This is a genomic window from Rhizobium sp. Root1334, assembly GCF_001426665.1.
Classification (GTDB): domain Bacteria; phylum Pseudomonadota; class Alphaproteobacteria; order Rhizobiales; family Rhizobiaceae; genus Pararhizobium.
In genome coordinates, this window is record NZ_LMEY01000001.1 from 1,221,269 (window position 1) to 1,236,235 (window position 14,967).

Annotated in this window: 11 protein-coding genes; 4 read left to right on the forward strand and 7 right to left on the reverse strand. The window is 60.8% G+C overall.

Going from position 1 to position 14,967, the window contains the following annotated elements:
- Positions 1–21: 21 nt before the first annotated feature.
- Positions 22–2,340 (forward strand): heavy metal translocating P-type ATPase, encoded by a 2,319-nt coding sequence (locus ASD36_RS05925; protein ID WP_060501002.1) that lies wholly within the window; start codon positions 22–24, stop codon positions 2,338–2,340.
- 36 nt (positions 2,341–2,376) lie between these two features.
- On the opposite strand, the gene ASD36_RS05930 is transcribed toward ASD36_RS05925, so the two are convergent.
- From ASD36_RS05930 to ubiE, 7 genes are all read right to left on the reverse strand, one after another.
- The gene (locus ASD36_RS05930) at positions 2,377–4,023 is read right to left on the reverse strand and encodes an alpha/beta-hydrolase family protein (RefSeq protein ID WP_060501004.1); all 1,647 of its coding nucleotides are present in this window, start codon (positions 4,021–4,023) and stop codon (positions 2,377–2,379) included.
- A 43-nt stretch (positions 4,024–4,066) separates the two neighbouring features.
- Complete coding sequence (locus ASD36_RS05935) at positions 4,067–4,534, reverse strand: nucleoside deaminase (RefSeq protein ID WP_060501007.1); 468 nt, start codon at positions 4,532–4,534, stop codon at positions 4,067–4,069.
- Between the two features lie 76 nt (positions 4,535–4,610).
- Positions 4,611–6,557, reverse strand: a complete 1,947-nt coding sequence (locus ASD36_RS05940) for a MacB family efflux pump subunit (RefSeq protein ID WP_060501009.1) — start codon at positions 6,555–6,557, stop codon at positions 4,611–4,613.
- 11 nt (positions 6,558–6,568) lie between these two features.
- Positions 6,569–7,750 carry an efflux RND transporter periplasmic adaptor subunit gene (locus ASD36_RS05945; RefSeq protein ID WP_244481816.1) on the reverse strand — a complete coding sequence of 394 codons (1,182 nt, stop codon included), beginning with the start codon at positions 7,748–7,750 and terminating at the stop codon, positions 6,569–6,571.
- 294 nt (positions 7,751–8,044) lie between these two features.
- Complete coding sequence (locus ASD36_RS05950) at positions 8,045–8,293, reverse strand: hypothetical protein (protein ID WP_060501013.1); 249 nt, start codon at positions 8,291–8,293, stop codon at positions 8,045–8,047.
- 171 nt (positions 8,294–8,464) lie between these two features.
- Positions 8,465–10,039, reverse strand: coding sequence for a 2-polyprenylphenol 6-hydroxylase (gene ubiB / locus ASD36_RS05955; RefSeq protein ID WP_060501015.1), 1,575 nt, complete (start codon positions 10,037–10,039; stop codon positions 8,465–8,467).
- 62 nt (positions 10,040–10,101) lie between these two features.
- Positions 10,102–10,878 (reverse strand): bifunctional demethylmenaquinone methyltransferase/2-methoxy-6-polyprenyl-1,4-benzoquinol methylase UbiE, encoded by a 777-nt coding sequence (gene ubiE / locus ASD36_RS05960; RefSeq protein WP_060501017.1) that lies wholly within the window; start codon positions 10,876–10,878, stop codon positions 10,102–10,104.
- 182 nt (positions 10,879–11,060) lie between these two features.
- Between ubiE and mutM the strand changes: the two genes are divergently transcribed.
- From mutM to dnaA, 3 genes are all read left to right on the forward strand, one after another.
- Positions 11,061–11,951, forward strand: coding sequence for a bifunctional DNA-formamidopyrimidine glycosylase/DNA-(apurinic or apyrimidinic site) lyase (mutM, locus tag ASD36_RS05965; protein WP_060501019.1), 891 nt, complete (start codon positions 11,061–11,063; stop codon positions 11,949–11,951).
- Between the two features lie 203 nt (positions 11,952–12,154).
- Complete coding sequence (gene rpsT / locus ASD36_RS05970; protein ID WP_037104210.1) at positions 12,155–12,421, forward strand: 30S ribosomal protein S20; 267 nt, start codon at positions 12,155–12,157, stop codon at positions 12,419–12,421.
- Between the two features lie 1,088 nt (positions 12,422–13,509).
- Positions 13,510–14,961: a chromosomal replication initiator protein DnaA gene (dnaA, locus tag ASD36_RS05975; RefSeq protein WP_060501429.1), complete on the forward strand. Its 1,452-nt coding sequence runs from the start codon at positions 13,510–13,512 to the stop codon at positions 14,959–14,961.
- Positions 14,962–14,967 lie beyond the last annotated feature (6 nt).

A 14,967-nucleotide genomic window follows, 5' to 3' on the forward strand; every position in this document is an offset into this window, starting at 1 on the left:
AACGTTCACAGGAAGCGGACAATGGCAGAGGCAACACAGACACGATACCGGGTGGAGGGCATGGATTGCGCCTCCTGCGCGGCCAAGATCGACACCGCAGTCCGGCGCATGCCGGGCGTTTCGGATGTCTCGGTTTCGGTGACGGCAGGCACCATGACCGTGAAGCATGACGCGGTCAGCGACCTCACAGCCATTGCCAAGAAGGTCTCAGGTCTGGGCTACTCGGTCTCGCAGATCGCCGGCAAAACCACGCCGGTTGCCGAGGCAAAGCAAGCCTGCTGCGGCCACGATCATGGCGATCACAGCCATGCCGGTCACGATCATTCCAAGCATGGCGACCACGACGGCCATGATCACGCGGAACACGATCACAGCGGACACGACCATGCCAGCCATGCGGGGCACGACCATTCGAAGCCCGCAGCCAAGGACACGATGGAAGGCCTGCACGGGCATGACCATGGCCCGTCAACCGGCCCCTGGTGGGCCAGCAAGAAAGGCAAGCTGACGATCTTTTCAGGCGCCGCTTTGGTGAGCGCCTATGCTGTCGGCCATCTGGTGCCGTCGATCGCATCCTATGCTTTTATCGTTGCCATGCTGATCGGCCTCATCCCGATTGCCCGGCGCGCCATCATGGCCGCGATGGCCGGAACGCCATTTTCGATCGAAATGCTGATGACGATTGCGGCGATCGGTGCCGTCATCATCGATGCCGGCGAGGAGGCTGCAGCCGTGGTCTTCCTGTTCCTCGTCGGTGAGCTTCTCGAAGGCGTTGCCGCCGGGAAAGCGCGTCAAAGCATCCAGTCGCTGGCGGCATTGGTGCCGAAGGAGGCATTGCTCGAGGAAAACGGCCAGACACGGTCTGTTCCGGCCGAAAGCCTTGCCGTCGGCGCCACCATTCTGGTGCGCCCCGGCGACCGCATCTCTGCGGATGGTGTGATCCTGTCCGGCGAAAGCGCGATCGACGAGGCACCGGTGACTGGCGAAAGCACGCCGGTGCGCAAGGGCGTCGATGAAAAGGTGTTTGCCGGGACGATCAACGGCGATGCGGCATTGCGCGTTCGTGTCACGGCGACGGCTGCCGACAATACCATCGCCCGCGTCGTCAAGCTGGTCGAAGAGGCGCAGGAATCCAAGGCGCCGACTGAACGCTTCATCGACCGGTTCTCGCGTTACTACACGCCCGGTGTGGTGGTCGTTGCAGCGCTCGTTGCGGTCATCCCGCCGCTGTTCATGGGCGGCGCATGGGGTGAATGGGTCTACAAGGGTCTTGCCATCCTGCTGATCGGTTGCCCTTGCGCCCTGGTGATCTCGACGCCCGCCGCCATCGCCGCCTCGCTTTCCGCCGGTGCCCGCCGCGGCCTGCTGCTCAAGGGCGGCGCCGTGTTGGAGACCCTGGGGACGATCAATGCCGTGGCGCTGGACAAGACCGGCACGCTCACGGAAGGCAAACCGAAGGTCACGGACATCCTCGCCTTCGGCCATTCGGAACCGGACGTGCTGACCTTTGCCGCGGCTCTTGAGACCGGCTCCAGCCATCCTCTGGCCAAGGCAATCCTCGACCGGGCCGCGGCCGACAAGGTTGCCATTCCGGCGGTGTCCGATGCCAAGGCACTGGGCGGCAAGGGGGTGACGGCAACGGTCAACGGCAAGGCCGTCTTCCTCGGCTCGCCACAGGCAGCCGGCGACCGCATTGCGCTGTCGGCTGAGCAGACGGCACAGATCACTGCACTCAACGACGAGGGCAAGACCGTCTCGGTGCTGATCATCGGCGAGACGCTGGCCGGTGCGATCGCCATGCGCGACGAGCCACGCGCAGACGCCAAATCCGGGCTCAAGGCTCTGACGGATGCGGGCGTAAAAATCGTCATGCTAACCGGTGACAACAAGCGCACGGCCACCGCAATCGGCAAGCAGCTCGGCATCGAGGTGCGCGCTGAACTGATGCCGGAAGACAAGCAGCGGATCGTTGGCGAACTCAAGCAGCAGGGGTTTGTCGTCGCGAAGGTCGGGGACGGGATCAACGATGCACCGGCGCTGGCGGCGGCAGATATCGGCATCGCCATGGGCGGCGGCACCGACGTGGCGCTCGAAACCGCCGATGCCGCGGTGCTGCACGGCAGAGTCGGGGACGTTGCGCAGATGATCGACCTGTCGAAACGCACGATGGGCAATATCCGCCAGAACATCACCATTGCGCTTGGCCTGAAAGCCGTGTTCCTGGTGACCACCATCGCCGGTATTACCGGGCTCTGGCCGGCGATCCTGGCCGATACCGGCGCCACCGTGCTGGTGACAATCAACGCGCTCAGGCTGCTCGCGCCGGTACGCAGCGCTTGATAGTCAAAGACCGGCGGCAGCGATGCCGCCGGTTTCTCAATCCCGCTTCGAAACCATCTCCTTCAGCCGCTCGATATCACCAGACGCCAGCCCTTGAGGATCGGTGACAGCCACCCAGGCATCGATGTAGTGCTCCGGAGCATAGACATGCCCGTAGCCCATCGGCGATGTGGTCGCCATCGCCATATCGAGCGCCAGTTGCAGCATGGTGACGATCGGATACCAGGCAAGATAGGGCGAGACATCGGGGCCACGCGGCTGCTTCATCCAGTCCGGTTCCCGGTAGAAGGAATGCGGATCGAAGAAAGTCACCGGATCGCTCGCATATTGCAGATAGACGATCCGCATCGGCCCCCATTTGGCGCCCGGAATATCCAGCGCATTCTTCTGGGCCGTGAAGCGGATGACGGAACTGTCGCGGAAGCGTGGCAGCCAAGCCGGAGACCCCGGCTCGCGGCCTGCGGTCACCGATTTCCAGCCGGCGGTTTCGAAGGGTGGACCGCTCCACAGCGCGCCCTGAAAGGGATCGCCGATCACATCGAAGAGATCGGCCGAACGCTCGGAATTCATGGCACCGAGGCTGAGGCCATGCAGATAGAGTTTGGGTCGCTTGTCCTTCGGAAGTGTCGTCCAGTAGCCATAGACCGCCTTGAACAGCGCCTCGCCTGCCTCGGCGCCATAGCTTGGCTCGACCAGCAGTGACAGCCAGCTGGTCAGGTAGGAATATTGCAGAGCGACACTCGCCACATCGCCGCGCTGCAGATATTCGACCGTATCCATGGCTGCCGGATCGACCCAGCCGGTGCCGGTCGGCACGACGACGATCAGCGTCGCGCGCTCGAAGGCGCCGGTCCGCTTGAGCTCGGCAAGCGCCAGCGCCGCCCTTTCCTTGGCGGTTTTCGCTGCATTCAGGCCGACATAGACACGGATCGGCTCCAATGCCGGTTGGTGCAGGAAGGCGCTGATCTTATCAGCCGTCGGACCGGAGGCGACGAATTCGCGGCCACGAAAACCCAGATCATGCCACGGAACGAGCGACGCGGCACTGCCGGTTTTCAAGGGATTCGCTGGCGGCGCCAGATCACTGTCGATCAGGGCATCCAGTTCGCGAAACGAGGAGTCGGCAAGCCGCAAACCGGCTTTAAGCAGCAAGCCATCGGCGATCGACCAGAACAGGGCGGCGGCCAGAAGGATGCCGAACAGCCGGGCGATGGGCTTGGGGGTCACATGCTCGAACCTACGCGAGAGAAAGGCGAACGTCATCCGGAACAGGCGAGCGAGTGCAATCAGGACGATGAAAACGAAAAGGGCGATCAGCGCGAGTTTGACCGGTTCGGCAGTCTCCACTGGATCGAGCCCCATCAGGCTGCGCACGGAGTTTTGCCAGCGGGCAGCCTGCCAGAGAAATGCGATCGCTATTCCGGCGCACCCGGCAATTGCCAAAACCTTGGCAACACGATCGATCTTTGGCGGCAAGGCAGGAAGCTCCAGATAGAGCCAGAGCCAACGTCCAAACACGCCGAGGCCATATCCGGCCGCCAGCGAACAACCGGACAGCACGCCCTGCAGCACATACGGCCGAGGAATGAGGCTCGGCGTCAGCGACACCGCAAAGAAGAGGATGCCAATCAGCAAACCCGGTAGCGACAGTGATGCCCATACACGCAACAGATAGTTTTGCATCTCACCCCTCTGGCTGGATCAGCCGCAGTCAACGCGTGCGGGCTTATCCCTGCTGCATTTCCCGCCAGAAATCATAGATATCGGCCTCTCCCTCAGGCCGCACCGGAAGATAGGAAAACGTCATCTGCTGATCCGCAAACGGTTTGCGCAGATCGGCATAGAGCGGTGCCGAAGTCAGGCCGTAGGGTGCACCGTCTTCATTCGAATAGGCGTAGAAAATGTCGGTGATGCCGGCCAGCCGCATGGCGGCAAGGCACATCGGGCATGGATGGCCGCTGGCATAGACGGAAGCCCCCTTGAGAGTGGCCGAGCCGCGCTTCATGGCCGCCGCACGCACCGCCACCAGCTCGGCATGGGCCGTCGGATCGTGCGTTTCCATCACGCCGTTGACACCGGTCGCCAACACCTCTCCATCGAGGACCAGCACGGCACCAAACGGCCGTCCACCCTTGCGAACATTATCGCGGGCAAGCGCGATGGCCTGGGTCATGAAGCGATCTGCGTCCGGCATGGTTTCCTCCTTCAGCCTTTGCACCAATGGAAACGATCAGGCGCACGGCGTCAACCGCTGGCAGATGGAACGCTGATCAGGTGGAGGCCAGTGCTACGGCAGGCTGCAGGCGCGAGGCGTTGTAGGCCGGCAGGTAGCCGAAGATCAGCCCAGTGAGGAAGGCGCTGCCGAAGGCGAGAATGACCGGGCCGGGAGCGAAGCTGACGGCAATGCCGAAAGCCTGAGCCACAGCACCGATGCTCAGCCCCAACCCAACGCCAATCAGACCACCGAGCGCCGAAACCACCAGCGCTTCGACAATGAACTGGGTGAGGATGTCGCGGCCCCTCGCCCCCGTCGCCATGCGGATGCCGATTTCGCGGGTACGCTCTGTGACGGAGACCAGCATGATGTTCATGACGCCGATGCCGCCGACGAGCAGTGAGATGGCAGCGATGGAGCCGAGGAAAACCTTGAGAATGTTAGACGTTTCTGTGAACGTCTCGCGGATTGCGGCCATGTTGATGATCTGCGTGTCCTGGCGCTTGTGGCGTTCGTCCAGCAGCGCCTGGATCTGGTCCTGCGTGACATTGATGGCGCTGCCGTCCTTCACCTGCACGGTGATGGAGCGGACATTCCTTGCCCCGAACAGGCGCAGGTTGCCGGTCGATAACGGCACCAGAACCGTATCGTCCTGGTCGTTGCCACCAGCACTGGCCCCCTTCTTCGACATCACGCCAATCACCTGGAAGGGGATGTTCTTGATGAGAATGTACTGCCCGATCGGATCGGCGCCATCGGGAAACAACGCATCGGCGACAGTCCGGCCCAACACCGCGACGGTGGCATAGGCGTCCATGTCCGTCTTTTCGAGGAATGCTCCATCCTCGACGGTCCAGGATTTGGCCTTTGGGAATTGCGGCACCGTGCCGTTGACCGTCGTCTGGGTATCGAGATTGCCGGCCCTGACCGTCAAGGTGCTCGACATTTCCGGCACCGCGAAGCTGATATTGGGCAGTTCCAGAATGGCATCGGCATCCGACGGGATCAGCGAGACGATGCTGCCCCCTTCCCCGCCACGGAAATTCGACATGTTGGGCCGCACGACCAGGAGATCAGACCCCATGGCGGCGATGCGGCTCAGAACCGAGTCCTGCGCGCCCGTGCCGATCGCCAGCATCGCGACAACGGAACTGACGCCGATGACGATACCCAGCAGAGTGAGGATGGTGCGAAACAGATTGGCCCTGAGCGCCCTAAACGACATGCGCACGGCTTCTGCCACATCAGTGACGATGGCGGCTTTTCCGGCCTTTCGGGCCGTAAGCTGTGGCTTGGCGCGACCGATGCGGCGGACATTGCCGGGAATACGGTCTGCGACGATCAGGCCGTCGCTGATCTCGATGACGCGATCGGCGGATTCGGCGAGTTCGGGCGCGTGCGTAATGATGATGACGGTGTGACCGTCCTCGTTCATCTGCCGCAGCGTCGCCATCACTTCCTTGCCACTCTGGCTGTCGAGCGCGCCAGTCGGCTCGTCTGCGAGAATGATCTGTCCGCCGTTCATCAGCGCACGGGCAATCGACACCCGCTGCTGCTGGCCGCCGGACAGCTGATTGGGCAGATGATCGAGCCGGTCTCCGAGACGCAGCGAACGTAGCAGCATGCTGGCCCGTTCCTCCCGCTCCCGCGACGGCATGCCGGCATAGATGGCGGGGATTTCGACATTTTCCTGCGCGGTTGCGGTCGGCACCAGATTATAGCTCTGGAAGACGAAACCGAACAGCTGGCGACGCCTCGCCGCCAGCTCGTCGGCGTTCAAATCCGAAACATCCTCGCCTTCGAGCAGATATTCGCCACCGGTCGGCGTATCGAGACAGCCGAGAATGTTCATCAGCGTCGACTTGCCCGAACCGGACGCGCCGACGATAGCGACGAATTCGCCCGGCTGGATATCGAGTGAGACGCCGCGCAGCACCTCGACGGCCACGTCGCCATTGACGAAGGTCTTGCGGATGTCCTTGAGCGAAATAAGCGGAGCCATCGGGTGTGCTCTTAGAACATTGGCGGCATGCCACGCCGCGAATTGCCACGGCCCGACGATGCAGACCTGTCACCGGAACCCGCGCCGACGACGATCATATCGCCTTCACCAAGGCCCTGCTTGATTTCAACGCGCACGCGATTGCGGATTCCGGTCTCCACCTTGCGGGTTTCATGGGCGCCGGAAGCCGTGACGACAGTGACTTCCCCGGACGTGCGGTCCTTGCCGAAATGGACGGCGGCGGCCGGTACAGTCAGCACATCCTTCGCCGATGACTCGACGAAAAAGACCTGTGCCGTCATGTTCATCATCAGCGTGCCATCCGGATTGGGCACGTCGAACAGGGCGTAATAGAGCACGACATTGTTTTCGGTGGCAGGCGTTGGCTTGATCTGGCGCAGAGTGCCCGGATAACGCTGGCCGGGCTGTCCAAGCAGGGTGAAATAGGCGTTCATCCCCACTTTGAGCTTGCCGACATCGGCTTCGGACACCTCAGCTTCGACCGTCATGGTCGAGAGATCACCAATGGTGACGATGGTCGGCGCGGTCTGGTTGGAATTGAGCGTCTGACCTTCCTTGGCCGACGTATTGATGATCGTTCCGGTCAAAGGCGCATAGATTTTGGTATAGCCCAGGCTGATGCGGGCATCCTTGAGCGTTGCCTGCTGCTTGCGGACCTGGGCTTTCAGCGCATCGACATTGGCCTCGGCTGTCGCCAGGGCCGCGACCGCCTCATCGAGCGCCGACTGGGCGGCGCTGTTGCCTGCAACGAGGGCGCGCTGGCGCGTCAGCGTGGCGCTGGCCAGCACCACCTGTGCCGATTTGTCGATCATCTGGGCCTCAAGATTGGCAAGCTCGGCCTCCGCAATCTCGATCTGCGTTTCGATGGAGGCGCTATCGATCTCGGCGATCAACTGGCCTTCCTTGACACTGTCGCCAATCTCGACCTTGAGGCTCTTCAGCTGACCGGAAACCTGGGCACCGACATCAACATCCTTGATGGGACTCAAGAGACCGGATGCGGTGACGCTGTTTTCGATATCGCCGCGCACAGGCACTTCGGTCACGACGGCGTCTGCCGCTTCCTGCTTGCCGTAGACCGACCAGCCATACCAGCCTGCAGCGCCGAGAAGGAGGACGGGAAGGACCAGCCAGCGTTTGCGTGTGCGCCGGCGCTTGCTGCGGGCCGGCATCGGCTGGGCAGCGGCGGCCTCCTGTTCTTCAAGCGCAGGGGCAATTTTCCGGGTGGCATCCGCCATTCACATCTCTTTCGAATTCAATCGGGCGTTGGGTCGTCACTTTTCGCGACTGCTAGATTGAAACTACGCCATAATGAAGTCCAACGACATGAAATCTCTGTAATCTTTCCCGTTTTTCGTTTCGCAATGTTTCCGCAGCACCGGCAGCGCGACGGAATTTTCGCACGAAAAACCGGCGGGGTGAACCGCCGGTTTTGTCAAAGACGATATATCTGCAGGACGGCCGGCTCAGTCGCAGACCCGGATGCGCTTGACGATCAGGTTGCCGTAATAATCGTACTTGCGGACCTTCTTGATCCAGCAATTGGGTTCATAATAGGTCTTCTTGTAGGAGTGGCGTCTCTGGGGCTGGCTGTAACCGCCACCATAATAACCATCATTGTAGCTGCCCCCATAGTAACCGCCCGCCTGCGATGGTGCCGCGAAGGACACGGCTGAGACCGTGGCAACGATGGAAGCGATGATCAGGTTACGCATGGTGGTCTTTCCTCCGGGCTGGATGAGCCAGCCTCATCCTTGAGAGAGACAATCCCACAATGAAAACAACGCGACAGTTCCCGATGGAACAGGGTTGGCGCGCCAATGGGTTAGCCCCCGCGCTCACGAACGCATAAACTTTGTAGAGCTGCAAATAGACCCTTGGCGGCGCTAGAAAAGCTTCCAGGCGATCGCAATGAGCGCGGCCGCAATCACCCAGAGCGCCACGCGGCCTGACCGGCTGTGGCGCGCCTCGGAACGACCGATGGCTTCGGCGGTCTCTGCGTCGAAACGCAGCCCGTTTTCGGCCATGGATGTCAGATCGCGCGAAAACTTTTCCGTCTTGGCGGCGATCTCAGGCGCTGCTTCGGCAAGGCGTAAAGCCGCGTGCAACCCCTCCTTGACGTCTCCTAGAATACGCTTGGGGCCGAGATTGTCGCGGATCCAGGCGCCGACCACCGGCTCGGACGCTTTCCACATATTGAAGCGCGGATTGAGCGTACGGGCGACACCCTCAACGACAACCATGGTCTTTTGCAGCATCACCAGCTCGGGCCGCGTCTCCATGTCGAACAGATGGGTGACTTCGAACAACAGTGTCAGCAGCTTGGCCATGGAAATGGTTTCGGCCGGCTGGCCGTGGATCGGCTCGCCGATAGCGCGGATCGCCTGCGCAAAACTGGCGACATCGTGGTGAGACGGCACGTAACCCGCCTCGAAATGCACGTCGGCGACGCGGCGGTAATCGCGAGTGATGAAGCCATAGAGAATTTCGGCGAGGAAGCGGCGCTCCTTCTTGCCGAGTCGGCCGACAATACCAAAATCGACAGCGACGATCATGCCCTGCGGATCGACGAACAGGTTGCCCTGGTGCATGTCGGCATGGAAGAAGCCATCGCGCAGCGTGTGGCGCAGGAAGGACTGGATCAGCGTATCGGCGAGCGCATCAAGATCGTGGCCGGCTTGGCGCAGCCCTTCGACATCAGACATCTTGGTGCCGTCGATCCACTCCATCGTCACGACGTCGCGGCCGGTGCGTTCCCAATCGACCTTCGGTACCCGGAAGCCCGGATCATCGGCGGCGTTTTCACCGAGTTCCGACAGAGCCGCTGCTTCAAGCCGCAAATCCATCTCGATCTTGGTGGTCTGCTCCAGCGTCTTCGTCACCTCGACTGGCCGCAGCCGGCGGGTATGCGGCAGGAAGCGCTCCTGCAGGCCGGCAACGAGAAACATCGCTTCTAGGTCATGGGCAAACCGTTGGCGCACGCCAGGGCGGATGACCTTGACCGCGACCTTCCGTTCGACGCCATCCTTCAGCACTGTGGCCGGATGAACCTGCGCAATCGAGGCGGCGGCGATCGGATCGCCAAATTGGGTATAGAGTTCGGCAACCGGGCGGCCGAGTGAGGCCTCAATGGCGGCACGCGCTTCCTCCACCGGAAACGTCGCCATGCGATCCTGCAGGAAGGACAGGTCTTCAGCAAATTCGGCACCGACGACATCAGGACGGGTGGCAAGGAACTGGCCGATCTTCACATAGGATGGACCAAGGCGTTCGATCGCCCGGGCCAGCCGGTCGCTGCGATCCTCCTGTCTGGCGCGACGCCGTGCGAAGAGGCCTGCGAAGGACTGTGCGGCCTTTGGCAAGGCCGGCATGTCTTCCGACGGAAGCGCCGACACGACGCCTTCGCGCACCAGAACCCAGCCGATCCGGACAAGGCGAAGATAAGCTCCAGGCGCGCTCATAACGGCTTGCCGCCGCGCCGGGGCAGCCCCTCAGAGCGCTTCACGAGAATGGATATCATGCGTCAGATCTTCCAGCCGGAATGCAGCGCGGCAATGCCGGCGGTGTAATTGGTGTAGGTGACACGCGAAAAGCCGGCCTTGGTGATCATGGCGGCGAAATCACTCTGGTTGGGAAACTTGCGGATCGATTCCACCAGATACTGATAGGGCTCGGCCTCGCCGGTGATCATCTGACCGAATTTCGGGATGGCGTTAAACGACCAGGCGTCATAGACCTTGTCGAGCAACGGCATTTCCACTTCGGAAAACTCCAGAACCAGCAGGCGGCCGCCACGCTTCAGGACACGGTGGGCTTCGGTCAGCGCCACATCGATGCGCGGCACGTTGCGGATGCCGAAGGCGATCGTATACGCGTCGAAGGAATTGGCTTCGAACGGCAGTTCCTCGGCATTGGCCTCGACGAAGGTGAGATTGGGCGACAGGCCCTTCTTTTCAGCACGTTCAGCACCAACGGCCAGCATCGAGCCATTGATATCGAGGACAGTCGCATGCGCCTTGCGGTCCGAGGCTTCCACGATCCGGAAGGCGATGTCGCCGGTGCCACCGGCAACGTCGAGAACCTTGTAATTTTCGGAGCGGCTGGGATTGAGCGAAGCGATCATCGCGTCCTTCCAGGCCCTGTGCAGGCCCATGGACATGACGTCGTTCATGATATCATAGCGCTTGGCAACCTTGTGGAAGACGTCGTTGACGAGCGCCTGTTTCTCGCCCTGGCCAACCTGGCGAAACCCGTAGGAGGTTTCCATGCCGCCATCGGCAGAGGTGCGCTCACCAGTCATCAAGGTTTACTCCATTCAATCGCTGTTGTGCCGACCATAGCGAATTCGCTTCATCCACGCTATCTCTGCGGCAGATTGCGGCCTGCGGCATTCGCGCCCGTGGAGCCTGCTATAGGATATGTGCGCTGCGAATGGAATTGCCAAATGATCCCGGTCTATTGGCAGATGATGAGGAAACGTGAATGCCGGAACTTCCCGAGGTGGAAACAGTCAGGCGGGGCCTGACGCCCGCAATGGAAGGTGCGCTTCTGGTCAGGGCCGAACTGCGCCGGCCGGATCTGCGCTTTCCTTTCCCTGCCGATTTTGCAACGCTCGTCTCAGGAAGGCGCATCCTGTCGCTCGGACGGCGGGCGAAATACCTTCTGATTGATCTTGAAGACGGCAACGTGATCATCGCCCATCTCGGCATGTCCGGCTCCTTCAGGGTGGAAGACGGTGCAGCGCCTGAGACACCCGGCGATTTCCATCATCCGCGCGGCAAAAGCGAAAAACACGATCATGTCGTATTTCATCTGGAAGGCACCAACGGCCCTGCCCGCGTCATCTATAACGACCCGCGCCGCTTCGGCTTCATGGACCTGGCCCGGCGCGACGTTTTAAGCAGCCACGCGTTCTTCCGCGAACTTGGCGAAGAGCCGACCGGCAACGTGCTCGATGCCGCCTATCTGGCCGCCCGCTTTGCCGGCAAGGCTCAGCCGCTGAAATCGGCGCTGCTCGACCAGAAGAACATTGCCGGCCTTGGCAATATCTACGTCTGCGAGGCCTTGTGGCGCTCGGGCCTATCACCGCTACGGGCCGCCGGCACGCTGGTGGACGCCAAGGGCAAGCCAAAGGCAACGCTTGTGTTGCTGACCGAGGCGATCCGGGCGGTCATTGCCGATGCCATTGCCGCTGGCGGGTCGTCACTGCGCGACCATATCCAGACGGATGGGACGCTCGGCTATTTCCAGCATTCGTTCTCGGTCTACGATCGCGAAGGCGCGCCTTGCCGGACGCCAGGATGCGGCGGGACGGTCGCGCGCGTCGTTCAGGCGGGACGGTCGACCTTCTATTGCCCGAAATGCCAGAAATAGTGCGGCTGGCGAAGGCCACGCCTCCGCGGCGTTTTCGAAAATATCGCGTTGACGGGAGGCCTGTTTAAGGCTATATGCCGCCCACAGTTTGGAAAGCCGCTCCAAGGTTTTCCGATATTGCTCCCTACTTGCTTGGACGACAGGTCGCAGTGACCCGGCACGGCGGTAGAGAGTTTTTGTCAGATTTCGAAGAGAGACACCAAATGGCCAATACAACTTCGGCGAAAAAAGCGACCCGCAAGATCGCCCGCCGCACGGAAGTCAACAAGTCCCGCCGTTCGCGCGTTCGCGGCTTCATCCGCAAGGTCGAAGAAGCCATCGCTTCCGGCGACCAGGTTCTCGCTCAGGCTGCCCTGAAGGCAGCCCAGCCGGAACTGATGCGCGCCGCCACCAAGGGCGTGCTGCATGCCAACACGGCATCGCGCAAAGTTTCGCGTCTTGCGAACCGCGTAAAGTCGCTTTCGGCTTAAGCCGGCTTATTAAAATATCGTCAATGCATTAGCCCGGTCCATGACCGGGCTTTTCAGATTCAAACTTCCGGCACACTGATGGTTAATCCTTGTGCAACTTATTATGTCACCGCAATGACAGAAATTTTTAAATAAAATCAGATGCTTGCGGGAGGACATTCAGACTCACCCGCCTCTCGCGGGGGCATCTCGGGGCTCTAAACGAGTCAAGAAATTTTTTATTTTTTTTGTTTTTCGCCAGCTAAGTTCCAGTCCGAAATTCAAAGCCCTTGATTCAAAAGCGATTCTCTTCCGCCGGGCTATCGTCCATGCAGGACACGCTATGAGAGTCAACGCCCGGTCCTTCCCAAGTGTTAAAAATCGCGATTGATCTTGTCACACGATCCTGCCTAAATGCCTCCACAGAAGGCGCAGGACATACCTGTGGACAAGATGAGAAGGCAGCCTTTCAACAGGCGGCGCAATTTCACTTAAGCCTTTTGTAACGGGGTGGTTCCACAACGTTCCATCAATCAGCATAGAGCGTTTTCAGCTGGGCATCTGCTTGCTCAGAACGACATTCTGCGACTTCCGGTTGCAGGCGGTTGAGAGTACCCGATACGCCGTACGATACGCATCGCAGCTTTTGCTGCGCGGTGAGGAGACGGCGGCCGATATGCGGATGAGGACGCATTATCAGCAAACTGGCCTGTCCTTCTTTTAACGAGGGTCGGGAAGGCTGGTCAGACATTGGCGGACCCGGAAAGGACACGAGGCCTGACCGGACGCTTGGAATACACTGTGCAAGCGGGACATCCGTTTGGTTCTGCCAAATGGATTTTGCACGAAACCGGACCACGAGAGGAGGATGAGGATTCCTCTCATGGTACGGGGAGCGTTTGAATTGGGCGGCATGCCTTTGAAAAAGGGCCGCACGAGACAGACATAAAGGCTGACGCCGGCAGCAATGGCGGCGTCGCGGAATGATATTGGAAGGCGGCAATATGCTTGGTAATTCGGTAACGGCGGCGATCGTATTTGAGAACGGGGAGAATTCACGCCAGATTTCGGTAAAACAATCCGACGGAACGACGGGGGAAAAGGGCGACATGATGCAGAGCGCACTTTTCGAACGGGTGAGTGCGCGTTTGAAGGCCCAGGTCGGCCCTGATGTTTTTGCCAGCTGGTTCGGCCGGTTGAAGTTGCAATCCGTTTCCAAGAGTGTCGTGCGGCTGTCCGTTCCAACGACCTTCCTGAAGTCCTGGATCAACAACCGTTATCTTGACCTGATCACCACCATTTTTCAGCAGGAAGACGCTGAAATCCTGAAGGTAGAGATCGTGGTGCGCAGCGCAACACGCAGCACCCGGCCCGGCCTCCACGAGGATGCCCCCCAGGCAAGCCAGAGCGATGCGGTAGCACCCGCCTCTTCGCGCCGTTCTGCACCGCAGACGCTCGGCCAGCATGCGGCCGCTACGGTCGGCAATCTGCAGAAGCCGCAGCCCGTCGCAGGTCCCCTGTTCGGCTCGCCGCTGGACTCACGCTACACATTCGAAAGCTTCGTCGAGGGTTCCTCGAACCGCGTCGCTCTTGCCGCCGCCAAGACGATCGCCGAAGCCGGCGCCGGTGCCGTGCGCTTCAACCCGCTGTTCATTCATTCGACGGTCGGCCTCGGCAAGACCCATCTTCTGCAGGCAATCGCCACCGCTGCGATCCAGAGCGCCCGCGCTCCGCGCGTCGTCTACTTGACAGCCGAATATTTCATGTGGCGTTTCGCAACAGCCATTCGCGACAATGATGCGCTGTCGCTCAAGGAAACCCTGCGCAACATCGATCTCCTGGTCATCGACGACATGCAGTTCCTGCAGGGCAAGTCGATCCAGCATGAATTCTGCCATCTTCTCAACATGCTGCTCGATAGCGCCAAGCAGGTCGTCGTTGCTGCCGACCGTGCGCCGTGGGAGCTGGAATCGCTCGATCCGCGCGTCCGCTCGCGCCTACAGGGCGGTGTTGCGATCGAGATGGAAGGCCCGGACTATGAGATGCGTCTCGAAATCCTCAAGCGCCGCCTCGAAGTCGCCCGCCTGGACGACCCGTCGCTCGACATTCCTGCCAATATTCTCGGCCATGTCGCCCGCAATATCACCGCCAGCGGCCGTGAACTGGAAGGCGCGTTCAACCAACTGCTCTTCCGGCTTTCTTTTGAGCCACATCTGTCGATCGAACGTGTCGATGAATTGCTCGGCCATCTCGTCAATGCCGGCGAGCCGCGCCGCGTGCGCATCGAGGACATCCAGCGCGTTGTTGCCAAGCACTACAACGTGTCGCGCCAGGAACTGGTGTCCAACCGCCGCACCCGCGTCATCGTCAAGCCGCGCCAGATCGCCATGTATCTGGCAAAGACGCTGACCCCCCGCTCCTTTCCGGAAATCGGCCGCCGTTTTGGCGGGCGCGATCACACCACGGTCTTGCATGCAGTCCGTAAGATCGAGGACCTGATCACCGGCGATACCAAGCTGTCGCATGAGATCGAGCTGTTGAAGCGGCTGATCAACGAATAGGACCGA